This window comes from Micromonospora sp. AP08 (assembly GCF_008085935.1).
Taxonomy (GTDB): Bacteria; Actinomycetota; Actinomycetes; order Mycobacteriales; family Micromonosporaceae; genus Micromonospora; species Micromonospora chersina.
On sequence record NZ_VSEZ01000002.1, the window covers coordinates 220,259 to 244,511 of the forward strand.

The 24,253-nt window shown below is 72.4% G+C and carries 21 protein-coding genes and 1 pseudogene; 13 read left to right on the top strand and 9 right to left on the bottom strand.

Annotated features, from left to right (window positions below; genetic code table 11):
• The first annotated feature begins 99 nt into the window (after positions 1-99).
• The 4 genes from FXF50_RS04355 to FXF50_RS04370 all read left to right on the top strand — a co-directional run bounded on the left by FXF50_RS04355 (position 100) and on the right by FXF50_RS04370 (position 4,713).
• Positions 100-1,560, top strand: coding sequence for a sugar ABC transporter substrate-binding protein (locus FXF50_RS04355; RefSeq protein ID WP_222865990.1), 1,461 nt, complete (start codon positions 100-102; stop codon positions 1,558-1,560).
• Positions 1,560-2,516 carry a carbohydrate ABC transporter permease gene (locus FXF50_RS04360; protein WP_148425910.1) on the top strand — a complete coding sequence of 319 codons (957 nt, stop codon included), beginning with the start codon at positions 1,560-1,562 and terminating at the stop codon, positions 2,514-2,516. Before FXF50_RS04355 ends, FXF50_RS04360 begins: the two co-directional genes overlap by 1 nt.
• 10 nt (positions 2,517-2,526) lie before the next feature.
• The gene (locus FXF50_RS04365) at positions 2,527-3,282 is read left to right on the top strand and encodes a carbohydrate ABC transporter permease (RefSeq protein WP_222865991.1); all 756 of its coding nucleotides are present in this window, start codon (positions 2,527-2,529) and stop codon (positions 3,280-3,282) included.
• Between the two features lie 108 nt (positions 3,283-3,390).
• Positions 3,391-4,713, top strand: a complete 1,323-nt coding sequence (locus FXF50_RS04370; protein ID WP_148425911.1) for a glycoside hydrolase family 32 protein — start codon at positions 3,391-3,393, stop codon at positions 4,711-4,713.
• Positions 4,714-5,001: 288 nt separating this feature from the next.
• Here the strand turns inward: FXF50_RS04370 and FXF50_RS04375 are convergent, their stop codons facing one another.
• Entirely contained in the window at positions 5,002-5,637 is a 636-nt protein-coding gene (locus FXF50_RS04375; RefSeq protein ID WP_148425912.1) for a DJ-1/PfpI family protein, read from the bottom strand.
• 27 nt (positions 5,638-5,664) lie between these two features.
• Positions 5,665-8,904: a cation-translocating P-type ATPase gene (locus tag FXF50_RS04380; RefSeq protein ID WP_148425913.1), complete on the bottom strand. Its 3,240-nt coding sequence runs from the start codon at positions 8,902-8,904 to the stop codon at positions 5,665-5,667.
• Positions 8,905-9,121: 217 nt separating this feature from the next.
• Between FXF50_RS04380 and FXF50_RS04385 the strand changes: the two genes are divergently transcribed.
• The 3 genes from FXF50_RS04385 to FXF50_RS04395 all read left to right on the top strand — a co-directional run bounded on the left by FXF50_RS04385 (position 9,122) and on the right by FXF50_RS04395 (position 13,552).
• Positions 9,122-9,319, top strand: a complete 198-nt coding sequence (locus FXF50_RS04385; protein WP_148425914.1) for a heavy-metal-associated domain-containing protein — start codon at positions 9,122-9,124, stop codon at positions 9,317-9,319.
• A gap of 23 nt (positions 9,320-9,342) precedes the next feature.
• Positions 9,343-10,413: an NAD(P)/FAD-dependent oxidoreductase gene (locus FXF50_RS04390; RefSeq protein WP_148425915.1), complete on the top strand. Its 1,071-nt coding sequence runs from the start codon at positions 9,343-9,345 to the stop codon at positions 10,411-10,413.
• A 130-nt stretch (positions 10,414-10,543) separates the two neighbouring features.
• On the top strand, positions 10,544-13,552 hold the full coding sequence (locus FXF50_RS04395; protein ID WP_187399507.1) for a BTAD domain-containing putative transcriptional regulator: 3,009 nt from the start codon (positions 10,544-10,546) through the stop codon (positions 13,550-13,552).
• Here the strand turns inward: FXF50_RS04395 and FXF50_RS04400 are convergent.
• The gene (locus FXF50_RS04400) at positions 13,549-13,788 is read right to left on the bottom strand and encodes a heavy-metal-associated domain-containing protein (protein ID WP_187399508.1); all 240 of its coding nucleotides are present in this window, start codon (positions 13,786-13,788) and stop codon (positions 13,549-13,551) included. The two genes, FXF50_RS04395 and FXF50_RS04400, sit on opposite strands and share 4 nt — an antisense overlap.
• 123 nt (positions 13,789-13,911) lie before the next feature.
• On the opposite strand from FXF50_RS04400, the gene FXF50_RS29700 reads away from it, so the two are divergent.
• From FXF50_RS29700 to FXF50_RS04415, 4 genes are all read left to right on the top strand, one after another.
• Positions 13,912-14,043 (top strand): hypothetical protein, encoded by a 132-nt coding sequence (locus tag FXF50_RS29700; protein WP_255509889.1) that lies wholly within the window; start codon positions 13,912-13,914, stop codon positions 14,041-14,043.
• Positions 14,044-14,074: 31 nt separating this feature from the next.
• Positions 14,075-14,851 (top strand): ABC transporter ATP-binding protein, encoded by a 777-nt coding sequence (locus tag FXF50_RS04405; RefSeq protein ID WP_148425918.1) that lies wholly within the window; start codon positions 14,075-14,077, stop codon positions 14,849-14,851.
• A gap of 1 nt (position 14,852) precedes the next feature.
• Positions 14,853-17,381, top strand: coding sequence for an FtsX-like permease family protein (locus tag FXF50_RS04410; protein WP_148425919.1), 2,529 nt, complete (start codon positions 14,853-14,855; stop codon positions 17,379-17,381).
• Between the two features lie 64 nt (positions 17,382-17,445).
• Complete coding sequence (locus FXF50_RS04415) at positions 17,446-17,952, top strand: GNAT family N-acetyltransferase (RefSeq protein WP_148425921.1); 507 nt, start codon at positions 17,446-17,448, stop codon at positions 17,950-17,952.
• A gap of 213 nt (positions 17,953-18,165) precedes the next feature.
• On the opposite strand, the gene FXF50_RS04420 is transcribed toward FXF50_RS04415, so the two are convergent.
• From FXF50_RS04420 to FXF50_RS04440, 5 genes are all read right to left on the bottom strand, one after another.
• Positions 18,166-18,528 (bottom strand): YciI family protein, encoded by a 363-nt coding sequence (locus FXF50_RS04420; protein WP_148425922.1) that lies wholly within the window; start codon positions 18,526-18,528, stop codon positions 18,166-18,168.
• Between the two features lie 117 nt (positions 18,529-18,645).
• Positions 18,646-19,026 carry a transposase gene (locus FXF50_RS30210; protein ID WP_370464075.1) on the bottom strand — a complete coding sequence of 127 codons (381 nt, stop codon included), beginning with the start codon at positions 19,024-19,026 and terminating at the stop codon, positions 18,646-18,648.
• A 294-nt stretch (positions 19,027-19,320) separates the two neighbouring features.
• Positions 19,321-20,010, bottom strand: a complete 690-nt coding sequence (locus FXF50_RS04430; protein ID WP_255509890.1) for a hypothetical protein — start codon at positions 20,008-20,010, stop codon at positions 19,321-19,323.
• Positions 20,011-20,482: 472 nt separating this feature from the next.
• Positions 20,483-21,400, bottom strand: coding sequence for a CapA family protein (locus FXF50_RS04435; RefSeq protein WP_187399509.1), 918 nt, complete (start codon positions 21,398-21,400; stop codon positions 20,483-20,485).
• Positions 21,401-21,768: 368 nt separating this feature from the next.
• Positions 21,769-22,350: a hypothetical protein gene (locus tag FXF50_RS04440; RefSeq protein WP_148425924.1), complete on the bottom strand. Its 582-nt coding sequence runs from the start codon at positions 22,348-22,350 to the stop codon at positions 21,769-21,771.
• A gap of 218 nt (positions 22,351-22,568) precedes the next feature.
• Between FXF50_RS04440 and FXF50_RS04445 the strand changes: the two are divergent.
• A pseudogene (locus FXF50_RS04445) lies at positions 22,569-22,949 on the top strand (transposase); the annotation flags it as partial.
• A gap of 61 nt (positions 22,950-23,010) precedes the next feature.
• On the opposite strand, the gene FXF50_RS04450 reads toward FXF50_RS04445, so the two are convergent.
• Entirely contained in the window at positions 23,011-23,829 is an 819-nt protein-coding gene (locus FXF50_RS04450) for an alpha/beta fold hydrolase (RefSeq protein WP_148425925.1), read from the bottom strand.
• A 215-nt stretch (positions 23,830-24,044) separates the two neighbouring features.
• On the opposite strand from FXF50_RS04450, the gene FXF50_RS04455 reads away from it, so the two are divergent.
• Positions 24,045-24,224 (top strand): DUF6069 family protein, encoded by a 180-nt coding sequence (locus FXF50_RS04455; RefSeq protein ID WP_255509920.1) that lies wholly within the window; start codon positions 24,045-24,047, stop codon positions 24,222-24,224.
• Positions 24,225-24,253 lie beyond the last annotated feature (29 nt).

Here is a 24,253-nt window from a genome sequence, read left to right on the forward strand (position 1 = left end):
AGGGTGCCGAAACGTTTTAGCAAAACGTTCCAGTACCTTAGCTGCGCGAGGTCGAGGGGTCAAGCGCACGGTGGGACATATCCGCCCAGTGGGTATCGCATGGACGCCGCCGGGTGCGCTGGCGAGACTGGCGAAACAGGCCGGACGCCGACTCGTTTGGGAGCCGCCATGGCAGATCTCACGCGCCGCAGCCTGCTCGCCCTGACCGGACTCGGTGTCGTCGGCACCGCCCTGTCGTGGGAGCGGCTGACCGCGACTGACATCCAGGGTCGTGACGCCGACGCCCTGAACGTGGCCATCCTCGGCACGGCCCAGGACGCCGCCGCGCGCAGGAGCCTCGTCGAGGCATTCAATCGCGTGCATCCCGACATCCCGGTGCGGGTGCAGGCGATCCAGGGCGCAGACTGGAGCAACTTCTTCGCCAAGCTTCTGACGCTGGTGGCCGCCGGAACGCCGCCGGACGTCTGCTACGTGGCGACCGAGGGCACCCAACTGTTCGCCGACCGCCTCGCCGAACCGCTCGACGACTTCGTCCGCCGCGATCGGGCCGACGTGCAGGAGTACTTCGACGACGTCCACCCGTCCCTCATCGAGGCATTCATGTACCAGGGCAGCCTGTACCAACTGCCACTGGACTTCAACGCGGCGAACATCTACTACAACACGTCTGCGCTGCAGAAGGCCGGCCTGCAACGGCCGGCGGAGGACTGGACGAAGGACGACTTTCTCAACGTCCTGCGCGCCATGCGACGCACCGGCGGCGACCAGTTCCGCCCGTACTTCTGGACCAACCGGCTCTGGGGCGGCGTGGTGCCGTGGCTGTACATCAACGACACCAGCTTCCTCAAGGAGTCCAAGTCGCCTGGCGGCGAGTGGCTGTGGAAGGACTTCTACCCGAACGACCCGCAGGCCGGGCAGCGGGGCGGCGGCTACCAGTGGCTCGAACCCAACGCCGACGATCCCCGCGTCGAAGAGTCGTTCGAGTACCTGCGCGCGATGGTGCAGGAAGGGCTGGGCTCCAGCCCCGCCCAGGGCGGCGGCGGGGAACTGGTTGCCCGTTTCGCGGAGGGTTTCATCGGCATGACGCCGGCCGGCGGCTTCTGGGTCTACGGGCTCAACCAGGGCGGCATGGCCGAAGACGAGTTCGACGTGACGTTCTTCCCGAAGTGGCGCTCGCAGCGGCACCAGTTCGGCGCCGCCGGCTACGTCATCATGCGCACCTCCAAGCGCAAGGACGAGGCGTGGGAGTGGGTCAAGTTCTGCGCCACCAAAGAGGCCATGCAACTCGCGATCCCACTACCGCAGACCACACCGACCCGGCGCTCGATGGTCAACGACGCCTTTTACAGCGGCAAGGGCCCGCGGCACTGGCAGGTCTTCTACGACACCCTCGACCGCTTCCCGACCACCGGGCCGATCCCCGCGCCGCCGCAGCAGGCCGCCGTGGAGACCGCACTCATCAAGAACGTCCTGGCCGCCGTCACCGGACCGGCCGGCAGCGTCGGCCCCGCGCTGCGGACGATGCAACGCGACCTCGAACTGGCGTTGGGGAGGACGTGATGGTCAACATCGAACCACCGGCGGCCGCGACGACGACCGCGCCGGAGATTCACCACGCGCACCCGCAGAGGAGCCGAAAGACCAGACGATCGCAGAAGCTGCTGACCGTCCTGTTCCTGGCGCCGACGGTGATCGGCCTGTTCGTCTTCACCGTCGTGCCGATCATCGCCTCGATCCTGCTGGCGTTCTTCCGCTGGGACATCATCAGCAGCCCGGAGTTCGTGGGCGTCGACAACTTCGCCGACATCGGCGGCGACCCCACCGTCCGGGTGGCGTTCCTGAACACGTTCGGGTTCGTGGTGGTCGCGGTCGCGCTGCAACTGACGGTGGCGCTGGGCCTCGCCGTTCTGGTGCAGTCGCGGATGCCGAACTGGCTGCGGGCGTTCTTCCGGTCGGCGCTGTTCTTTCCGCTGATCCTCTCGGCGGCATCCGTCTCCCTGATCATGGCCTACCTGTTCAACGAGGACTTCGGGCTGGTCAACCAGGTGCTCAACGCTGTCGGCGTGGCCGACGTACCGTGGCTGACCTCGAAGTACGGCGCCCTGACCGTGGTAATCCTGGTCTACGTCTGGCAGAACTTCGGCTTCACGTTCCTGCTGTTCATCGGCGGGCTGGCCGCGATCCCGCAGGACGTGTACGAGGCGTCCTCGATCGACGGCGCGACCGGGTGGAGCCGCTTCCGCAGCATCACGCTGCCGCTGCTGAGCCCGACCCTGCTGGTGGCCTCGGTGATGGCGATCATCGCCGCCCTGCAGATCTTCGACCAGCCGTACGTGCTCACCCGCGGCGGCCCGGGTGACTCCACCCGCACAGCGGTGATGGTGATCTACGAGTCGGCCTTCCAGCAGTTGGAGTTCGGCCGCGCGTCGGCGATCGGCATCGTCCTGACACTCGTGATCATGGCGGTCACCGCGCTGCAGTTCCGCCTCAGCCGTCGCTTCGTCTTCTACCAGTGAGGAGCGCGTCATGACGACCACCGCCCCCGCCGTGACCTCACGTCGCGCCGAGACACCGGAACCGGTGCACCGGCGGCACTTCGCCGTCGGCACAGCCGGCCGTGTTCTCGTGCTCGCGATCGCTACCTTCCTCACGCTCGGCCCGGTGATCTGGACGTTCTGGACCTCCGTGACGCCGGAGCCGCCAGGCGGTGGCGAGGCCGAGGTCGGGCTCGGCGCCTACCGGGACGCCTTCGAGCGGGTCGACATGCTGCTGCTGTTCTGGAACACAATCCTGGTCACGGGGCTCGTCGCGGCGGGGCAGATGTTCACTGCCGCGCTCGCCGGCTACGTCTTCGCCCGCGTGGAATTCCGGGGCAAGAACCTGCTCTTCGGTGTCGTGCTGGCCACGATGATGGTGCCGATGCAGGTCACCATCGTCCCCGTATTCATGATCATCCGGGGCATGGGGTTGTCGGACACGCTGCTCGCGCTGATCCTGCCCGCCCTGCCGACCGCGTTCGGCACGTTCCTGATGCGGCAGTACTTCATGAGCCTGCCGCCGGAGTTGGCCGAAGCGGCCGAGATCGACGGGGCCAGCCCCCTTCCGGACCTTCTTCTCCGTCTACGCTCCGCTCGCCCTGCCCGGCCTCGCGATCGTCGGCATCCTGGCCTTCAACTACCACTGGAACGAGTTCTTCCGCCCGCTGATCCTGACGATCAGCGAGGAGAACTTCACCCTGCCGCTCGGGCTCGTCTCGCTGCAGGGCAACCTCGGCACCGGTAGCGTCGCCACGGTGCTGGCTGGCGTCGTCCTGTCGATGATCCCGGCACTCGTGGTCTTCATCGTCGGGCAGCGGACCCTGCGGGAGGGCCTGACGGCAGGCACGAACAAATGACGGATCCCGCGTTCCCCGCCCTGCACGGCCGGCCGCTACGGGGCTGGGTCAACGATCCGAACGGCTGCTCGTACATCGACGGGCGATACCACGTCTTCTTCCAGTACAACCCCGACGCACCGGTGCACGGCGCGATCAAGTGGGGACACATGAGCTCCGCCGACCTGGTCACCTGGCGACCCGAGCCGATCGCCCTGGTCAACCGGCCGGGCGAGCTCGACGAGTTCGGCTGCTGGACCGGCTGCGTCGTCGACGACGCGGGCACGCCGACGGCCGTCTACAGCGCGGTGGCCGACGCTTCCCGCCGCGCCGAGGTGCTGCTCGCCCGATCCGACCGGCAGATGCGGTTCTGGCAGCAGGGCCGCAAGTCCGCCGCGAGCATGCCCGACGATCCCGCCGTCACCGACGTGCGGGATCCGTTCGTGTTCGAGGTCGACGGGAGCCGGTACGCCCTGCAGGGCGCGGGTCACCGTCAGGGCCACGGACGGATCCTCGTCTACGGCTGTGACGACCTGACCTCGTGGACGTATCTCGGGCCGTTCCTCACCAACGTCGACCCGGTGGCCGCCGAGGTCGCCGGCGCCAACGGCGCCGAGGTTGCCGCCGCTGCCGGGGTCGCCGTCGGCAACGTCTGGGAGTGCCCGAACCTGATCCGCTTCGGCGACCGCTGGGTGCTGATCTTCTCGCTGTTGAAACACATCGGCGACGGCAACGCCTTCGACGGCGTGCGATACATCGTCGGCGACCTGTCGGTGGGTCCGGACGGGCCGCGCTTCACCGCCGCGCACGGGGCGGTGCTCGACCGCGGGCCGTGCTTCTACGCCCCACAAGTGCTCACCCTTCCCGGGCGGGTCCTCATGTGGGCCTGGTCGCCCGAGCTTCCCGGCCACGGCCGGTCGGCCGAGGACATCCTCGGCGCGGGCTGGGCCGGGGCGCTGACGTTCTGCCGCGAGCTGACGCTCGTCGGCGACGCGCTCGTGTCGCGTCCCGCGCCCGAGTTGACGGCGCTGCGTCGCGAGCCGCTCGAGGTGACCAGCGACGAAACGTTCACGGCCGCCGCCTTCGAGATCCAGACCGGCGGCCCGGCTTCGCTGCATCTGGTGGACGGCGCAGCGGAACTGCCCGTCGTCGACCTCCGGAACGACGCACAGATCCTGGTCGACGGCTCCCTCGTGGAGGTCTTCGACGGCGCCGCGGCGCCGTACACCACCCGCGCATACCCGACCGCGACGAGCCGGTGGCTGCTGCGCACGGCCGGGCCCCGTGCAATCCAGGCATGGCGGCTCGGCCCGCCAGAGAACCGGCGCTCTCCCGCCTGAAGACGGGCACTCACCCGCTGACGGGACGTTGAGCGGCCCGCCGTCCGCAAGGATCCCAACGGGCCGATCGTGGTCTGCACCAGCCCGATCCCGTTCGCTACTACAAGGTCAAATGCGCTCATCTCGGCTACGTCCGGACGGTTACGGGTTGGTCTTGTCGGCGCCCGCCATTCCGCTCGGCTGACAGTAACCTACGGAGACTGGGTTGCCCCGGGCTCTCAAGCCCGGGGCAATCTGGCAATGCGGTGCAACGGGTGGGCATGTAACACGCCCACCCGGGCAGGGCGCTCAGCCCAGCACCCGCTGCGGGCTCGCGCGCAGCGCGGCGACCAGCGGCTCCGGCGCGGTGCGCGGGGATCCCGCCGGGTACGGCGGCCGGGGGTCGTACTCGATGCCGAGCTGGATCGCCTGGGCGACGGCGTCCCCGGCGATCCGGCCGGCCAGCGTCAGGGCCATGTCGACGCCGGCCGACACCCCGGCGGCCGTGAGGTACTTGCCGTCCACCACCACCCGCTCCTCGGCCGGTACCGCCCCGAACGCGGGCAGTTGGTCCAGGGCCAGCCAGTGCGAGGTGGCCTGGCGACCGTCCAGCAGCCCGGCGGCGGCGAGCAGCAGCGAGCCGGTGCAGACGGAGGTGGTCCAGGTGGTGGTGGCGTCGACGGCGCGCAGCCAGTCGAGCAGCCGGGCGTCGGTCATCCGGGCGATCTGCCCGGGTCCGCCGGGGACCACGAGCACGTCCGGGCGGGTCACCTCGTCCAGGGTGGCGGTGGCCGTGAGGGCGAGGGTGCCCACGTCGGTGGTGACCGGGCCGGGTCGGTCGGCGACGAAGACGGTACGGGCGCCGGGGAGCCGGCCGAGCACCTCGTACGGGCCGACGGCGTCGAGGGCGGTGAACCGGTCGAAGAGGAGGACGGCGATCTGCATGGCTGTTCCTTTCAGGGTGTGGGCCGGTCAGCGGGCGTCGACGGTGAACGGCACGGTGATCACCTGGCCGTCGGCGAGGCGGAACTGGCCCCAGAGCCGGTAGCGGCCCGGACGGGGGAAGTCGACGTGCAGGTCCAGGTCCGGTCCGTAGGTCTGACCGGGCAGGGCAAAGACGGGCCGGCCGTCCGCGTCGGTGGTCTCGGCGTGCTCGTGGGCGAAGCTGTCGGCCGCCTCGGACAGGACGACCACGTGCCCCGCGGCAGCCAGGTACGGCCGTAGCCCGTTCAGCGGCCGGCCGGTGGCCGCGTCGGCGAAGCGGTAGGTGAAGCTGCTGCCGCCGACCTCGGCGGTCCCGTCCAGGGTCACCCGCACGCCGTCGACGACCTGCTGCCGCCCGGACACCTCCGGCCGCTGGTGGATGACCTCGGCGGGGTCGCCGACCACCACGTCGTGCCGTTGCAGCACGTCGGTCAGCTGGCCCTTGCGCCGGAACTCGGTGTGCACGATGTACCGGCCGGGGGTGGGGAAGGTGAGCGTCACGTCGAACTCGCCGGGCCGGCCCGCAGGCTGCGGGTGGACGTGGGCGAAGCTGGCCAGGTCGTCGCGCACGGCGATCAGGTGCATCCACGCCTCGTGACTGCGTCCCACGTCCCGGACCGGCCGGCCGCTCTCCGCGTCGGTGATCCGGACCCGGACCGTGGCGGGCCGGCCTGGCACGACGTCGGCGGGCAGCCGGACGTCGACCCGGACGCCGGCGTCCTCGGCGTGCACCGGCTCGGTCTCGGCGGTCATCATGGTGCTCATCGCCGGCCGCATCGGCATGCCGGTGTTCTGCGTCCAGGCCAGTACCCCGTTCATGCCCCGCGCGGCGGCGTCGGTGCGGCTGAGCGCGGTGAAGCCGGCGCCCACGGCGAGCGCGAGGGCGGCGACTCCGGTGAGGTACGCCCACTCGCCGAGCCGGGCACCCAGGCGGGGCCGTAGCGCGGCGGCGGTCGCCGGGCGGCGGAAGCGGCGCAGCCGCAGCGCGTTGGTGACCACGCTGACCGAACTCATGGCCATCGCGGCGGCGGCGAGCGACGGGTCGAGCAGGATGCCCCAGGTCGGGTGGAGCACGCCGGCGGCGACCGGGATGAGCAGGGCGTTGTAGCCGAACGCCCAGCCCAGGCCCTGCTTGATCGTGGTGACCGTACGCCGGGACAGCGCGATCGCCGAGACGATGCCGCGCAGGTCCCCGCCGACCAGGGTGATGTCGGAGGCGGCGATCGCCACGTCGGTGCCGGTGCCGATGGCGATGCCCAGGTCGGCGCGGGCCAGCGCCGGAGCGTCGTTGATGCCGTCGCCGACCATCGCCACCACCGCACCCCGCTCCTGCAGGGCGGCGACCCGGGCGGCCTTCTCCTCGGGCCGCACGTCGGCGATCACGTGGTCGATGCCGACCTCGTGGGCGACCACCTCGGCGGTGACCGTGTTGTCGCCGGTCAGCATCCACACCTCCAGGCCCAGGGCCTGCAACTGCGCCACCGCCTCGACGGACTCGGGCCGCAGGGTGTCGGCGACCCCGGCGACGCCGGCGAGCCGGCCGTCGAGGGCGACGTAGACGGGGGTGCCACCGGCGGCGGCGACGGCGGTGACCTGGCTCGACAGGGCGGTCACGTCGACGTCGTGGCGCCGCATCAGGGCTGCGTTGCCGATGAGCAGGTCGCGGCCCTCGACCCGCGCCTCGATGCCGTGCCCGGGCACCGCCGTGAAGGTGTCCGCCGCCGGCACGGTGAGGTCGCGGGCGCGGGCGTGCCGGACGATCGCCTCGCCGAGCGGGTGCTCCGAGCCGGTCTCGGCCGCTGCGGCGTAGGCCAGGAGCTGGTCGGCGTCGACGCCGTCGACGGTGTGCACCGCGGTGACGTCGGGACGGCCGCGGGTCAGCGTGCCGGTCTTGTCCAGCACCACCGTGGTGATCCGCCGGGCCTGCTCCAGCGCCTCGCCGCCGGAGATGAGGATGCCCAGCTCGGCGGCCTTGCCGGTGCCGACCATGATCGCGGTCGGGGTGGCCAGGCCGAGGGCGCAGGGGCAGGCGATGATGAGCACCGCGATGGCGGCGCCGATGCCGAGGGTCAGCCGCCCGTCGGCGGGTCCGGCGATCGCCCAGACGGCGAAGGTGAGCAGCGCCAGCCCGAGCACCGCCGGGACGAACCAGGCGGAGACGGTGTCGACCAGCCGCTGCATCGGCGCCTTGCCGCCCTGCGCCTCGCGGACCAGGCGGACGATCTGGGCGAGGGTGGTGTCCTGGCCGACCGCGGTGGCCCGGAACACCAGGGCGCCGGTCCGGTTGACGGTCGAGCCGATGACCGCGTCCCCGGCGGTCTTCGACACCGGCATGCTCTCGCCGGTCAACATGCTCTCGTCGATGGTGGAGGCGCCCTCGGTGACGATGCCGTCCACCGGCACCTTCTCGCCAGGTCGCACCCGGACCAGGTCGCCCACGACGACCGAGTCGACGGGCACCTCGATCTCGACGCCGTCGCGCAATACCCGGGCGGTCCGCGGGCGCAGCCCGAGCAGTGTCCCGATCGCCGCGCCGGTCTGCCGGCGCGCCCGGGCCTCCATCCAGCGCCCGGTCAGCACCAGCGCGATGACCACCACGGAGATCTCGAAGTAGACGTGCAGCGGCAGGCCGAGCCGTTCGGCCGTCGCCGGCCAGAGCGTGACGAAGGCGCTGTAGGCGTATGCGACCGTGGTGCCCAGGGCCACCAGGGTGTGCATGTTGACGCCGCCGTGCCGGGCCGCGGCCCACGCCGCCCGGTAGAAGGGCCGGCCCGCCCCGAACTGCACCACGGTCGCGACGACCAGCAGCGCCGGCATCAGCCAGTCCATCGCGTCGACGGACAGCGGCAGATACATCAGCACCATCATGGACAGCCCGGTGGCCAGGGTGAGCTGCCAGATCCGCTTGAGCCGGGTGATCTCCCGATCCGCGGCCCCGGTCAGCTCGGCGTCGTCATCGGCGCCTCCGGCGGCCGGGGAGTCCGGCCGGCGGGTCTCGTCGGCCTGGACCGTGGCCGTGTAGCCGGCCCGCTCCACCGCCGTGATCAGCGCCGGCGAGGTCACCCGGGCGGGGTCGTAGACCACGGTGGCCGTCTCGGTCGCCAGGTTGACCTCAGCCCGCTCGACGCCCTCGACCCGGCTCACCGCCCGCTCCACCCGCCGGACACAGGACGCGCAGGTCATCCCGCCGATGTCCAGCGTGCCGGAGACGACTGTCGGTGTCGTCATCGCACTGCTCCTCTCGTACCGGGCGTCGCAGGCGCCCTCGCTGGTCCGGCGGCCCTCGCCGGCCGGTGACGCCACGCTCCCGGCCGCCGCTGTCCGCCCGCTGTCCGCGACCCGTCCGCCCGTCCTGGCGTACGCGACAGGGCGCGGACAGCGCTGCCCGGCACGGTTCGAACCGCCGGCCGCCACGAGGGCGGCCCGCGGGACGAAGGAGTGAACCGTGAACCAGCTCGTGCTGTCCGTGCCGAGGATCAGCTGCGGCCGCTGCGTCGAGGCGATCCGGGAGGAGGTCGGCCTGGTCGCCGGGGTCCGCGCCGTGGCGGTGGACCTCGCGACCCGCACCGTCCGGGTCGACGGCGACGCCGACCGGGCCGCGGTGGTGGCCGCCATCGGTGAAGCCGGCCACCAGGTCGCCTGAGCGGTACGAAGGGAGACGGACCGATGGACCTGGACACCGTGGTCGTCGGCGGCGGTCAGGCCGGGCTGGCGCTCGGCCACCACCTGCGCCGCGCCGGCGTGCCCTTCGCGATCCTCGACGCGCAGGACCGGGTCGGCGACGCCTGGCGGCACCGGTGGGACTCGCTGACCCTGTTCACACCGCGCCGGTTCTCCGCCCTGCCGGGCCTGCCGTTCCCCGGCGACCCGGAGGGGCACCCGGGCAAGGACGAGGTCGCCGACTACCTCGCCCGGTACGCCGCGCACTTCGACCTGCCGGTCCGGCTCGGCTGCCGGGTCACCTCGGTCCGCCCGGGAACGGCGGGCGGCTTCACGGTCGACACGTCGACCGGAACCGTGCGCGCTCAGCGGGTGGTGGTCGCCGCCGGGGCGTTCCACACGCCCCGGATCCCCGAGGTGGCCCGGAAGCTCTCGCCGCGGGTCGTGCAACTGCACAGCAGCCGGTACCGCCGGCCCGGCCAGCTGCCCGGGCACGACGTGCTGGTGGTTGGCGGCGGGAACACCGGGGTGCAGATCGCCGCGGAACTCGCCGACGACGGCCGCCGGGTGGTGCTCGCCGCGCCGTCCCTCGGGCCGGTGCTGCCGCAGCGTTGGCTGGGCCGGGACATCTTCTGGTGGTTCTCCCGGCTGGGGACCATGCGGTTGAGCCCGGAGAGCGTTCTGGGCCGCCGGATCGCCGCCCAGAACCCCGTCGTCGGCACCGATGTGGCCGGGTTGCTGCGCCGGGTGGACCGGGTCGGTCGGGTGGTGGACGCCGACGGGGACAACCTGCGGTTCGCCGACGGCGGGCGGCGGCGGGTGGACGCGGTCATCTGGGCCACCGGCTTCCGCCCGCACTATCCCTGGCTGGAGGTGCCGGTGCTGGACCCGTCCGGCGCGCCCGTCCAGCGGGAGGGCGTGACGGACTGGCCGGGGCTGTACTTCCTCGGCCTGCCCTGGCAACGCGCGCGGGGCTCGGCGGTGCTCGGCTGGGTCGGCCGGGACGCCGAGGTGCTGGCCGCTCGGCTGGCCGAGGGCCGGCGGCCGGCGCCGGCCCGACCGGTGGTCTCGGCCTGATCGGGGCAGCTCACCGCCGCTCGGATGATCGTTTCGAGGACGTTCGGGACGTACCATGGGGCCCGCCCGGGCAGCCGCCCGGCGACCGGAGCGGGCCCCGGGGCGTCCGCCGCGGCGGACGGGGAGTGCGTTGAGCCGGGACAGCGAGCCCACGGTGAGCTTCGGGGTGCTCGGCACCGTCGAGCTCCAGGTGGCCGGCCGTCCCGCCACGCCACTCGCCCCGGCGGTCCGTGCGCTGCTGGCCCGGCTGGTCCTCGCCGCGGGCCGGGTGGTCTCCGCGGACGCGCTGACCGACGCGCTGTGGGGCGAGCGGCCGCCGTCCGGCGCCACGAACGCGCTGCATCTGCGGGTGTCCAAGCTGCGCCGCGCCCTGGTGGCCGCCGGGGCGGGCGGCGACCTGCTGGTCACCCGCGCCCCCGGCTACCAGCTCGCGGTGGCCGTGGACGCGGTGGACGCGTACCGGTTCGAACGGCTGCTGCAGGCGGCGCGCAGCGCGACCACGGGCGGCGGGCCGGCGGCGGCGCTGGCTCGCTTCGACGAGGCGTTGCGGTTGTGGCGGGGACCGGCCCTGGCCGACGTCGGGGACGCCGACTGGGCGCTCGCGGAGGCGGCCCGCCTGGAAGAGCTACGGCTCGGCGCGGTGGAGGACCGGCTGGAACTGCTGCTGGAGACCGGCCGGCAGGCCGAGGCGGTGGCTGACCTCGAACGGCTGGTCGCCACCCACCCGCTGCGCGAGCGGCTGCACCGGCTGCTGATGCTGGCGCTCTACCGGGGCGGGCGGCAGGCGGACGCGATCACCGCGTACCACGCGCTGCGGCACCGCCTAGCCGACGAGCTGGGCATCGACCCGGCGCCCGAACTCCAGGCGCTCGCCGAGGCGATCCTGCGCCAGCAGGTGCCCGCCCCGGCCCCGGCCGCCCCGCCCGCGGCCGAGCCGGACGCCCCGCCCGCCGCGCCGCCGGCCCGGACGGCGGCGGCGCCGCCGGTCCCCGTCCCCCGGGCGCCGCAACGCGGCGACCTGCCCCGCCGGCTCGCCTCGGTCATCGGCCGCCAGGACGACGTGCGGCGGGTGCTCGACCGGCTTCGCGAGACGCGGGTGGTGACGCTGACGGGACCGGGCGGCGTCGGCAAGACCACCCTGGCCCTGGAGGTGGCACGCCGCGCCGACGACACCCTCGCCGACCGGGTGCACCTGGTCCGGCTGGCCGCCCTGCCGAGCGGGACGGACCTGCCCGAGGCGGTCGCCGGTCAGCTCGGCGTGCCAGCCGGCGGGCCGGTAGCGGCTGCGACCGCCGCGCTGGTGGCCTGGCTCGGCGCCGACCGCGCCCTGCTCGTGGTCGACAACTGCGAGCACGTCATCGACGAGGCCGCCGAACTTGTCGAGCAGGTCGTCGCGGCCTGCCCGGCGGTGACCGTGCTGACCACCAGCCGCGAGGCGCTGGCGGTACCGGGCGAGACCCAGCTCGCGGTGGCGCCGCTCGGCGTACCCGACGGTCCGGCTGATCTCGCGCGACTGGGCGACAGCCCGGCGGTGGCCCTGTTCGCCGACCGGGCGCGGGCGGTGCGCCCCGGGTTCGTCCTCGACGAGACGACGGCACCGGTGGTCGCGGACATCTGCCGGCAGCTCGATGGCATGCCGCTGGCCATCGAGCTGGCCGCCGCACGGGTGAAGGCGCTGCCGCCGGGCGAGATCGCGGCCCGGCTGCACGACCGGTTCGCGTTGCTCACGGCGGGCGCGCGGACCAGCGAGGCGCGGCACCGCACGCTGCGGGCCACCCTCGACTGGAGCCACGACCTGCTGTCCGAGGCCGAGCGGCGGCTGCTGCGCCGGCTGGCGGTGTTCCGCGGCGGCTGGGACCTGGCCGCCGCCGAGCAGGTCTGCGCGTTCGACGGGCTGGCCACCGACGAGGTCCTCGACCTGCTCTTCCGCCTGGTCGACCGGTCCCTCGTGGTGCCGGACCCGACGACCGGGCGGTTCCGGCTGCTGGTCACCATCCGGGAGTACGCCGCCGCCCGGCTCGCCGAGTGCGGCGAGACGGAGGCGGCCCGCGACCGGCACCTCACGCACTTCATCGAACTGGCTGAGCGGTACGGACCGCACGCGCGCTCCGACGGCGACGCCTGGGCGCGGTTGACCGAGGAGCACGACAACTTCCGCGCCGCGATCGACCGCTGCCTGGACCGGCGCGACGGGGTCGACGCGGGCCTGCGGCTGGCGGACGCCCTGTTCCTGTTCTGGAACTACGGCCCCCGGTACGAGGGGGTCCGCGCCCTGACCGCGCTGCTCGCCGCCGGGGTCCCGACACCGGCCGGCCGGGCCGCCACCCTGCAGCGGATCGGCCTGCTCGGCGTGTACTACCCCACCGCCCAGACCCGGGCCGCGGCCCGGGACAGCGTGGTGGCGTTCGAGCGCCTGGGCGACCCGGTCAACACCGCCACCTCACGGCTGGTCGTCGCGTGGGAGGGCCAGTACGACGGCGACCCGGACCGGTACCGGGCGATGGTCGCCCAGGCGGTACGCGAGCGGGGCGACACCGACGACCCCTGGTGGCACGGGACGGTCCACTACGTCGAAGCGCTGCTGGATCTGCGGACCGGCGCCTTCGAGCGGTCCGCCGAGCAGTGGGCCCGCAGCCTGGAGTGGACGCGGAAGGCGGGGGACCTGCTGCTGCCCGCCGGGATCCTGGCGCACCTGGGCATCGCGCTGCGTGAGGCCGGCCGACCCGACGAGGCGATCGCCACGCTGGAGGAGGCGGCGGCCGAGGCGCGGCGCAACCCCTCCCCCCACGCGACGGCGTTCACCCTCGTGCAGCTCGCCCACACCCGGCTGGACCGGGGCGAGGTCGACGGGGTGACGGCGATGCTCGCCGAGGCGGACGACACCGCCCGCCGCAGCGGCAACCCGCGCTGCCAGGCCTGGTCGGCCTGGGGCCGGGCCCGGATCCGGTACACCAAGGGCGACGCCGCCGGCGCGGCGGACGAGTGCCGCCGCGCCCTGGACCTGCTGCAGGAGCGGGAGTTCCCGTGGGCGCGGCGCCGGCTCTGGTGCCTGGCGGCCGACGCGGCGTCGGCCGCGGGGCGGCCGCAGGAGGCGGACGCGGCCCGGCGAGCCGCCGAGGACCTGACGGCGGCCCGCTAACCGGAGCAGTCCGGCCCGGCGCGGCACACCGTCAGCCCGGCCCGGCGCAGGGCGGCCGGATCCACCTCCCCGCCCACTCGCAGCGTGCCGGCGTTCACGTCGAACTCCAGCGACACCACCCCGGGCAGGTCACTCACCCGCCCGCTGACCGCGCGGACGCACCGTCGGCACATGCCGGGCAGCAGCCGCACGGTGGTCACCGGCGTTGACGCCCGGGGCTGGTTCCGTTCCACCATGCCGCCAGCCTGGCCGGGGCCGCTGTCCATTCGCTGTCCGCCACCAGCCCGACGACAGCCAGCGTGTGGACAGCGCGACCGGCGACTCTCCTCGTGTCACCCGAACCGCACCGAGGAGTTGCCATGAACCACCTGCTCACCGCCGAGCTGGTCCACCTGGAGCGCGCCGAGCTGGTCCGCCGGCTGCGTCGGGACCGGCACGCCGCCACCGTTCGCGCGACCCGCAGCCCGCTGCGCCGCCGAACCGCCCGCTGAAGCCCCCGACGCACCAGCCAGGAGATCCCCGATGACCACGAGCACCGCTCCCGCACCCGCCACCACCGTCGCCGTGCAGGCCCGGGACGTCGTCCGCACCTACGGCCGTGGCGACGCCGCCGTCCGCGCCCTGGACGGCGCCACGGTGTCCATCCCGGGCGGACGTTTCACCGCGATCATGGGCCCGTCCGGCTCCGGCAAGTCGACGCTGATGCACGCGCTGGCCGGCCTCGACACCGTCGACGCCGGGCAGGTCCTGCTGGGCGGGACGGACCTCGGCCAGCTGACCGAGCGGCAGCGCACCCTGCTGCGCCGCGACCGGATCGGCTTCGTGTTCCAGGCCTTCAACCTGGTGCCGACCCTGACCGCCCGGGAGAACATCGTCCTGCCGCTCACCCTGGCCGGCCGCCGGCCCGACCCCGAGCGCCTGGCCCACCTGGTCGCCACCCTCGGCCTGGCCGACCGGTTACGGCACCGGCCCGGGGAACTGTCCGGCGGCCAGCAACAGCGGGTCGCGGTGGCCCGCGCCCTGGTCACCGGCCCGGAGATCGTCTTCGCCGACGAGCCGACCGGGAACCTCGACTCGCAGGCGGCCGAGGCGCTGCTCGGCTTCCTGCGACAGGCCGTGGACGAACTCGGGCAGACCATCGTGATGGTCACCCACGACCCGCACGCCGCCGCGTACGCCGACCGGGTGGTGTTCCTCGCCGACGGCCGGATCGACGGCGAACTCGACGCACCGACCGTGCCGGCCATTCTGTCCCGCATGGCGCGCCTGGTGGCGCCCGCCGCCACCGGAGGGAACTGACATGTGGCGCCTGACCCTGCGTACCACCCTCGCCCGCCGGACCCGGCTGGCGCTGACCCTGCTCGCGGTCGTCCTCGGCGTCACCTTCGCCACCGGCGGCCTGATCCTCACCGACACGTCCGGCCGGCTGCTGGACGACCAGTTCCGCACCGCGACCGCCGGCGTCGACCTGACCGTGCGCGACGCGGTCGCCTTCGACTCCGCCATGGGCGTGGAGGTCGCCCGGGACCCGCTGCCGGCCGGCCTGCCCGAACGGATCGGCGCGGTGCCCGGCGTGGCCGCCGCCCGGCCACAGGTCCGGGGCGAGGGCCTGCTGGAGGTGGACGGCACGGCGATCGTGCCGAGCGGGACCTCCGTGCTGTCCTCCTGGGTGCCGGCGCCGGTCGGCCCGTTCACCGTTCGCAGCGGCCGGCCGCCGGCCGACGACGACGAGGTGATGATCGACGAGGGCACCGCCCGCGGTCACCACATCGGGCTCGGCGACACGGTGACGCTGCGGGCGACCGACATCGCGCGGTTGCGGGTGGTCGGACTGGCCGGGTTCGGCGCCCGCGACGGCCTGCCGAACAGCACGGTCGCCCTGGTCACCCTCCCGTCGGCGCAGCGCCTGCTCCGGCTCGGTTCCGCCGTCTCCGAGGTGGCGGTGGTCGCGGCACCCGACGTCGCCCCGGCGGAACTGCGGGACCGCGTCAGCGCCGCCGTCGGCCCCGGCTACGAGGTCTCCCCGAGCCGTGACATCGCGGCGGCCGGGGCGGCGGCCGCCCGGGACCAGCTCAGCTGGCTGCAACTGGTGCTGCTCGCCCTGGCGGCGGCGGCCCTGCTGGTCGGCGCGTTCCTGATCGCGAACACGTTCTCCATCGTCATCACCCAGCGCACCCGGGAACTCGCCCTGCTGCGGGCCGCCGGGGCGACCGGCGGGCAGGTGCTGCGCTCCGTTCTCGGTGAGGCGCTGGTGATCGGGCTCGCCGCCTCGACCGTGGGCCTCGGCCTCGGCGTCGCCGCCGCCACCGGCATCCGGCACCTGGCCGGGGCATTCGGCGTACCGCTGCCGGAGGGCGGGCTGGTGCTGACCGTCCGTACCGTCCTGGTGGCCTTCGCCGTGGGCGTGCTCGTCACGGTCGGCTCAGCGGTCGGCCCGGCTCGGCGGGCCGCGGCGGTGGCGCCGGTCGCGGCGCTGCGGGAGGCGGCCGCCGCCCGGACCGGACGGCTCCGGGTGGTCTCGGGTGCGCTGGCCGCCGCGGCCGGCCTGGCCGCGACCGCCGCGGTGCTCGCCGCCGACGCGCCGGTCCCGCTGCTCGGCGTGGCCGCGCTGGGCGCCGTCGGCGGGCTCGCGCTGCTCGGCCCTGCCACCACCCCGACCCTGGTACGCCTCGTCGGCCGGCCGCTGGCCGCCGCCGGCGTGACCGGCCGCCTGGCCACCGCGTCGGCGGCCCGCACCCCGCGGCGTACCGCGGCGACCGCCCTGGCGCTGGCCCTCGGCCTCGCGTTGATCAGCTTCATGGCCGTCCTCGGCACGTCGGTCAAGAGCTCGGTCCGCCAGACGTACGCCGAGGTGATCACCGCCGATCACGTCGTGGAGAGCGCCCGCAACGAGATGCTCGGTGGCCTCTCCCCCACCGTGTACGACCGGGTGAGCCGGCTGCGTGAGGTGGCGGTCGCGTCCCGGCTGCGCTACGGCCACTGGCGCGACGGGGACGCCACCCAGGCCCTCACCGCCGTGGACCCGTCGACGCTGCCCCGGGTGACGTCCCTGCACTTCACCGCCGGCAACCTGGCGGCCCTGAACGGCGGGGGCATCGTGCTGGCCGAGCACGTGGCCCGGGACCGGGGCCTGGCCGTCGGGGACGAGCTGCCCATGACGTTCTCCCGCACCGGCGCCCGCCGCCTTCCGTTGGTCGGCCTGCTACGGGACGGGGACGCTCGGGCGCTGTCCACCGACTACCTCATCTCGCTGGACACGTTCGCCCGGCTCTACAGCGAGGAGATGGACGCGAGCGTGCTGATCCGCACCGCCGAGGGGACCGACCGGGCGGCCGCCGAGCTAGCCATCAGGGCGGCGCTGTCCGAGACCCCGACCGCGCAACTGCGCGACCAGGCCGCCGCGGTGGCCGGCCGAACCCAGATGATCGACCAGGTGCTCGGTCTGGTGACGGTGCTGCTGATGCTGGCCGTGCTGATCGCACTGCTCGGCATCACCAACACCCTGGCCCTCTCGATCACCGAGCGGACCGCGGAGATCGGGCTGCTCCGCGCGGTGGGCATGACCCGCCGGCAACTGCGCTGGATGATCCGGGGCGAGGCTGTCCTCATCGCCGCGCTGGCCAGCGTCCTCGGGATCGCGTTGGGCGGCGGCTTCGCCGCCGCCACGGTCCGGGCGCTGGGCCGCGACGCCCCGACCGTGCTCGCGGTGCCGACCGGCCGGCTGCTCCTGGTGCTGGCCGTCGCGCTCGCCGCCGGTCTCCTCGCCGGGCTGCTGCCCGCCCGGCGAGCCGCCCGGCTGGACGTCCTCACCGCCGTCGGCACCCCGTGACTCCCCCGGGCGGCACCGGCCTCGTCCCGTGCCGCCCGGCCGCCACCTTCGAAAGGAGAGCACCATGAACGACACCATCACCATCCGCCGGGCCGGCCCGGACGACGCGACGACCGTGGACATCCTGGTCCGGGAGATCGCCGCCCACGAGGGAGACAGCGCCCACGTCACCGTGACCGCCGCCGGGTGGCGCAGCCTGCTCGCACGAGCTGACGTCACCGTCCTGCTGGCCGAGCGGGCCGGCGAGCCTCTGGGCTACGTGTCGGCGCAGCGCCGGTTGCACCTGTGGACCGGCGCGGACATCCTCGCCCTGGACGACCTGTACGTCCGCGCGCAGGCCCGCGACGGCGGGGTGGGACGGCGGCTGATGACGGCGCTCGCTCGCCGCGCCGCCGTCGACCGCCTCACCATCCGCTGGGAGGTCAAGCCCGAGAATGCGGCGGCGCAGCGGTTCTACCGCCGGCTCGGCGCGCGGCTCTTCACCAAGGTGATCGTCGGCTGGCGTCCGGAGGATTACCTCCCGCTGCTCTCGCCGGGAGACATCGAGGCATCTGGCGTCAGGCCGGTCTGAGGGGCCCGCAGAACCGGGTCGGCGTGAAGGGCCGGCCGGGTGGTGCGGCGGCCCGCCACACCGGGTTCACGCGGATCGCCCGGCGGGCGCTCCGGGGGCGGCGCTTTTCTGGCCGCCCCCGTGCCTGGTCGAATCCTTGCCGATACCGCAGCAGCGACGTCACCCCGGTGCCGGCCACGCCTCGGCTCAAGCCTCAGCCGACGAGTGACGATCTCATCCCTGCAAGACGCGCCGCGGCTTGAACCGGCGAACCTCCTGCGGCCAGCCGCACGCCTCCGCGATCTTGCCGGCCCACATCCGCGCGGTCGCCTCATCCGACACGTCCACGATGGTCAGGCCACCCAGAAACTCCTTGCTCTCGACATACGGCCCGTCGGTGAAGACCACCGCACCGCTTGTGGCGTCCGCGCTGAAGACTGGGCCGTCCTCCTCCTCCAGGCCCCCGGCGAAGACGAATGCCCCGGCCGCCTTGATCTCATCAACAACCGCCCTGGCGAGTGGACCGCGCCCGCGGAACCACTCCTCGGTGTGGTCACCCACCCACTGCTGATTGAAGTAGATGAGGTACTCAGGCATGTCCGCTCCCTCTGATCGTCCCCGGACCCGACGTCCGTCTCTGCATACGCTACGAACGGCATCCGGCAGATCCGACACCCTCCAGCTTGATTTCTGTCAACCGGTCAACCGTCGCACTCACATCGGTATGACAGGGCGTTCGTCGGCGGCTCCTGCCGCCCTATATCGCTTGGTCTGTCGCACGTCACCTGGCGGAGCTGCGTCGCACATCAGCTGTCGGATCACAGACGCGGTCGAGCGCCGTCGACTGACGTACGACACGCGTCCGCCAACTGATCCGCCACAGTCGGCGCGCGGAATGCGGCAGATCCGCGCGTCCGCCCGCTGCCACCTGCGGAACAGCCCATAGACGGTCTGCCAGGGCCCATACAGCGCCGGCACGTCCCGCCACGGCGAGCCGACCCGGGTGCGCCACCGGATCCCGTCGATCAACTGCCGTCTGCTCCACTTCGGCGGGCCTCCTGACCCACACGGCCTCGGCAGCAACGGCTCCAGCACCGCCCACTGAGCGTCGGTCAGGTCGTGTCGCCTGTCACCGCTAACGTGGCCACGAGGTCTCCGGTATGAAAGTTCGTCTTGGTCGATGAACCCTCTACCGGAGACCTCGCCATCTATCGATCACCGACACGCCGGGTGCCGGCCCAGCCCAGGCCAACGACGGGCGATCAGACGGTTTTCATTTTTGAAGCAGGCCTAGGTCTAGCCTGTGTCCGGTCTAGGAACCTGCGTGACACATCGTTATCAGCACCTCGGTGACACTTGCCAGTGGCACGGTGAAGTCGAAACGCTGAGTCATCCGCCTGCGCTGAGCCAACGCTGCCAGCTGGTACGTGTAATCCGCGGCTTGCCGCTCTCGGTCGCGTGTAGGACGAACTGCGCCCGGAGCCGGACGAACGGGTCGTCCGCCGAAGCCAGTGCGGCGACCCTGTCGAGGAACGACGGGTCAAGGTGGCGGACCAGCCGAGCGTACATCCAGTCCTTGCACCGATACGGTCGCCCCAACGCTGAGAGAATCAACTCGGCTATCTGAGGCCGAGTACCTTCCGGAAGACCGCCGCGCTCGAACCGCCGGAGAAGCGCTTCCTTGGTCCCCCATGGGGACCACATCCACGACTCAGGCGCTCCCCACTCGGTCGGATAGTCGGCCTCCCATCGCAGGTACAGCACCGCAAACGGCGCCCATAACGCCTCCGTGACGTCATCTCCGAGGGCCGAGTCCAGGAACGCGCGAATCGGCCCCTTGATCGTTCGCTTCTGATGCCAGAACCGGTCGGCGCTGGCCTGGTCCATCTCGGCGACGAGGTGGGGTTGGGTCGGCGCGGCCGTTCTCTCCACGGCCCACAGCGCGTTCCATCGGTCAAGCGCCTCGCTCGCAGCCGCAACCAACGCCTGATGACGAGCAAGCGCACGGCGTCGCACAGCCTGGTCCGTGGCAACCAGGTCGAACATCCAGAAGCAGTCGCCATGCAACTCCGCAGACACTCCGCCAGCCTGCCAGTACCGACACAGACCCTCGCGGCAGGTCTAGCCGGGCCTGGGCAGTACAGCTAGCCGACCAAAGATGACCGCCGCTGAACCCGTCGGGGTCCGGTCTCATCGGGCACGCGACAGGCGCGCCGCGATCACTGCCTTGCCGGAAGCCGTGCCTCGCCCGGGCGGCTGTCGCTGCTCGCCCGGCTCGCGCCAGGCCGGCGCACCGTGTCAGCGCTGACCAACGGGCTCTGCCCGGGCCGGCCAAGGTCATCAGCGGCCGCCTTGACCATGCCGTACATGTTCGGATCTTGTCTGTTCGGCCCTGGATCTATGGGTTCCAGGCGCGGTGGCGGACACCCTCACATGCCGAAAGTCGGGTGCTAGCCGCTCGCTGTCCGGCTGGTCATCCGCCTTCCAGCTAGGAGGGGTCGGCCCGCTTCACTCCCCTGTGCTCCACGGTGCCCGTCCGCACCTGGTCCGACTATGGGGCGGGGCTCGCGGCGAGTCCGGTGCAGGTGTGCAGGTCCGCGTACTCCCGGCGGATCCGGGCCGCGTCCTCCCCGCCAGCGGGTTCGGGAAGGCCGGTGCGTCGGGAGATCATCGCGGGCACCAGTTCCGTCTTCGAGATCGCCGATCCGTCGAGGGTCACCCGCAGCACCCCCGTGTCGTTGCTGTACGCGTCGTCGCGCCACCACACGAAGTTGCCGAGCCCGTACTGGACGAAGGTCCTGCCGAGCCACCCGTCGCCGAGCAGGAGGTGGGCGTGGGTGCCGACCACCATCGTGGCGCCCGCCCGGGCCATCTCACCGGCGAACGCGCGAGCCTCGTCGGGTGGACACGCGTCGCCCTCCATGCCCCAGTGGACGTAGACGACGACCACGTCGGCCTGCTGTCGAGCGGCCCGGACCGCGGCGACGGCGCGGGGCAGGTCCCTGGTCATCGCGATGCCGGCCCGGGTATCTGTGGCCCGCCACTGCGACCACAGCTCGTCGACCTGGCTGAACCCGAGTACGGCGATTCTGGTGCCGCGAATCTTGGTGATCCACGGCTGGTACGCCGCCGCAGCGTCGGCGCCCGCCCCGACGGCCGGCACCCCGGCGGCCCTGGCCGCGTCCACGGTGTCGGCCAGCCCGGTCCGCCCGTAGTCCAGCGCGTGGTTGTTCGCGATCGACACGACGTCGATGCCGGCGGCCTTCACCGCGTCATACGCGCTTGCCGGCGCGCGGAAATGGAACTCCTTCGGCTCAGGAGCGCCCCGCGTGGTGACCGCCGTTTCCAGGTTGACCATCGCCAGGTCCGCGGCCGACAGGGTTGACGAGATCGACCCGAACGCGGTCGCCGGGTCGTCCAGCAGATCACGCGTACGGTCGGTGAAGTGCACGTCGCCCGCGAACGCCAAGGTGATCTTGGCAGGCTGGGACGGGGGCCCCGCCGGCGCAGGACGGGTGGGCGCACCAGCCGGTGGGGTCCGGGCGGCCTCGCACGCCGTCACCGTCAGAGTCGCTGCCAGCGCGACGAAGAAACGTGCCCATTTCACTCAGCGCAGCGTACGTAAACCCGCCGCACCCTGGGCCTACTTGCAGGATTGACCTCGGCCTGACCGGCGTGATGTCGGAGCCGAGGTGGCACGGTGGGCGGAACCCGGACGACAGCTGCCTGGCCGGCGCCCGACATGTCGGGTGCCGGCCAGGCAGCACATCCATTCATGGGCGACGGCTGACCCGTCCCGCCGGGGCAGACCCCGTTGTGCGGATGAACCGGCTCAGGTCAGGCGACGAAGCGACGGCGCCGTTGCGCGCGAAGCAGCACGAGGCCGACCAGGATGAGACTGCCTCCCACGGCAGTGAGCTTGCCGAGCGTCGGGCCGGAGAATGCCGCGCCGGTCACCGGCAGGCGGGGGCTGGCTGTCGCGCCACTCGCCGGGCAGGTCTGTGCCAGGTCGAACGTTCCGTCGGTCCCCGTGATCACCGCCGTAGCGTTGGTGAGGGCGAACGGATTCACCAGTTCGCCGGTCGAGGACAGGCCGGCTGGCGTCCTGATCCACGCCCGGTTGCCGACGATCGCACGGTCACCGGCGGGCGTGGTCGTGATGGTCTCCGTGTCGGGGCCACCCTCCGTGGCGAACTGGATGGTCAGTGAGGTGAAGTTGCCCTGCTGCGCGGCCGGCAGGGCGAAGACCCAGACGTCCTCGGCCTGGAAGGGGCCACCACCGAGGTTCGGGTCGCACCTGTGAGTGCCGAACGCGGCCGCCGTCGTGCCGGTGTCCGCCGGATCGATGTTGATCGTCGTGCCACCCCCGCTGCCCCACGCTGGTGCGGCAGACCCAAGGCCGATCACGGCGGCCAGCACGGTTGCCCCCGCAATGCGGGTGAATGATGGTCTGGTCAACGAAATCCCCCCAGAAAGCGTATTATTGTTAACACCTCGTAAAGTGGGCGCGACCCGATGCCAGGCAACCACGGATGGCGGCTGCAGGTTGCCAGAATCCCGCTTTTCCCCGGAGGGCCAGAGGGTCGTGGTAGGCCATCCGCGAGCTGCGACTCCCGGGCAGGCCTCCTCGCCCAACCGACGTGGCAGGACGGGGTGGCCGGTACCCGGCGGTGATCCGGCTGTGGGACAACGCCTGGGCGGAGTTCATTCCGTTCCTCGGCTACGACCTGGAGATCCGCAAGGTCATCTGCTCGACGAATGCGATCGAGTCGTTGAACGCTCGCTACCGGCGGGCGGTCAAGGCCCGCGGCCACTTCCCCAACGAGCAGGCCGCGTTGAAGTGTCTGTGCCTGGTGACCCGATCCCTGGACCCCACTGGAGCATGCAGGACCCGATGGACGGTGCGCTGGAAACCCGCCCTGAACGCCTTCGCCATCACCTTCAGCGGCGGCAACCGTCCGCACGCCCATGGACGTGCTGCGGTCGATGCGGCCCGAGGGCGGGACTTGCCCCGATAGCCGTTGCACGGCGCGCCGATCGGCGGCAAATGCAGATGTCCCTCTGCGGGGGTTACCCCGATCAGGCCCCGAGGAAATCGTCTGTCACACGCTCGAACTCCTCGGAGTGCGTCCAGATGAGCGCGTGGTCAGCATCGTCGATGACGACCAGCTGGGAACCAGCGACACCGTCGTGGAGCATGTTCGCGTGGTGGATCGGTACGGCCTGATCGTTCGACCCGGCGATGACGAGCGTCGGACAACTGATCTCCGCCAGCCGGCGCCTGCTGTCGAACGCCATCGTCTCCTTCCAGGCAGACACCATCAGCTTGCGGTCCTGGTCCGCCATGATTCCGGCGAGCCAGTCGGCGCGGTCCTTGCCGAGCTGCGGCGCCGCCTGTGAGACGACCAACTTCGCCAGCAGCCGCATGCCGAGGACCTGGAGTACCAACGGCAGGAGGCGCCCCTCAACCTTCTCGCGGCGGGTCGCCATGTTGAACGCGAAGGTGCAAGCGAGCACGAGGCGGTCGCATCGGTTGGGGAAGTCGAGAATCAGTTGTTGAGCTATTGCACCGCCATGCGAGTAGCCGAGCACGGCGGTGGTGTCGATGCCCAGATGGTCGAGCAGCTGCGCTAGGTCGCTGGCGAGCCGCGTCGCCGCGTACGGTGGCGGAAGCCCCCGACTGCGCCCGTGGCCGCGCAGGTCGGGAACGATCACGCGATGCCGCTTGGCGAAATGCTCCATCACCGGCTCGAACATCTCGCCGGTGACCATCAGCCCATGCACGAGCAGGAGTGGCGACCCCGATCCGCGCTCGGTGAAGTAGAGGGGCTCTGAAGGTGATCGTGCCGAACTCATGGCAGTCTTACGGCCTTCCGCGCATTCTTCGCGATCCCCCATCGCTACCCCGGGCCGACGTGGTCTCAGCGACACGCACTCTGGTCGATCTGATTGATCTGTTGCACCGCCAACCTGTTGGACCCTGGCGCGGGGTGAACGTCCGCAGCTCGGCAGGGTCGGACGTGCCCGCTCGGTGAGCTGTCAACGCCCGACCAGTGGTAGAAGCGGACGTTGCCTGACCATACTCGCCGGCATGATGGCGCGAGTCTCGCATCCTGTCCCGTTTCGCCCGGCGTCCGCGCCGCACGTTCGTCCGCACGACGGTGGCCCTGACCGTCCTGTCGCTGGACGTGATCGCCGACGCCGGGACGGCCACCAAGGCGCTGCTGATGCTCACCCACCTCGTCGCGGCCGCGATCGTGATCTCCGCTGTCGCACGCCGCCTGGCCGCCTGATCTGCCGGCACCCACGTCGAACTACCGAT

Excerpts from the sequence above, each read along its gene's own strand:
- FXF50_RS04355 (WP_222865990.1), top strand. The coding sequence starts at position 100 with ATGGACGCCGCCGGGTGCGCTGGCGAGACTGGCGAAACAGGCCGGACG.
- FXF50_RS04360 (WP_148425910.1), top strand. The coding sequence starts at position 1,560 with ATGGTCAACATCGAACCACCGGCGGCCGCGACGACGACCGCGCCGGAG.
- FXF50_RS04365 (WP_222865991.1), top strand. The coding sequence starts at position 2,527 with ATGACGACCACCGCCCCCGCCGTGACCTCACGTCGCGCCGAGACACCG.
- FXF50_RS04370 (WP_148425911.1), top strand. The coding sequence starts at position 3,391 with ATGACGGATCCCGCGTTCCCCGCCCTGCACGGCCGGCCGCTACGGGGC.
- FXF50_RS04375 (WP_148425912.1), bottom strand. The coding sequence starts at position 5,637 with ATGCAGATCGCCGTCCTCCTCTTCGACCGGTTCACCGCCCTCGACGCC.
- FXF50_RS04380 (WP_148425913.1), bottom strand. The coding sequence starts at position 8,904 with ATGACGACACCGACAGTCGTCTCCGGCACGCTGGACATCGGCGGGATG.
- FXF50_RS04390 (WP_148425915.1), top strand. The coding sequence starts at position 9,343 with ATGGACCTGGACACCGTGGTCGTCGGCGGCGGTCAGGCCGGGCTGGCG.
- FXF50_RS04400 (WP_187399508.1), bottom strand. The coding sequence starts at position 13,788 with ATGGTGGAACGGAACCAGCCCCGGGCGTCAACGCCGGTGACCACCGTG.
- FXF50_RS29700 (WP_255509889.1), top strand. The coding sequence starts at position 13,912 with ATGAACCACCTGCTCACCGCCGAGCTGGTCCACCTGGAGCGCGCCGAG.
- FXF50_RS04405 (WP_148425918.1), top strand. The coding sequence starts at position 14,075 with ATGACCACGAGCACCGCTCCCGCACCCGCCACCACCGTCGCCGTGCAG.
- FXF50_RS04410 (WP_148425919.1), top strand. The coding sequence starts at position 14,853 with ATGTGGCGCCTGACCCTGCGTACCACCCTCGCCCGCCGGACCCGGCTG.
- FXF50_RS04415 (WP_148425921.1), top strand. The coding sequence starts at position 17,446 with ATGAACGACACCATCACCATCCGCCGGGCCGGCCCGGACGACGCGACG.
- FXF50_RS04420 (WP_148425922.1), bottom strand. The coding sequence starts at position 18,528 with ATGCCTGAGTACCTCATCTACTTCAATCAGCAGTGGGTGGGTGACCAC.
- FXF50_RS04450 (WP_148425925.1), bottom strand. The coding sequence starts at position 23,829 with ATGGGGGATCGCGAAGAATGCGCGGAAGGCCGTAAGACTGCCATGAGT.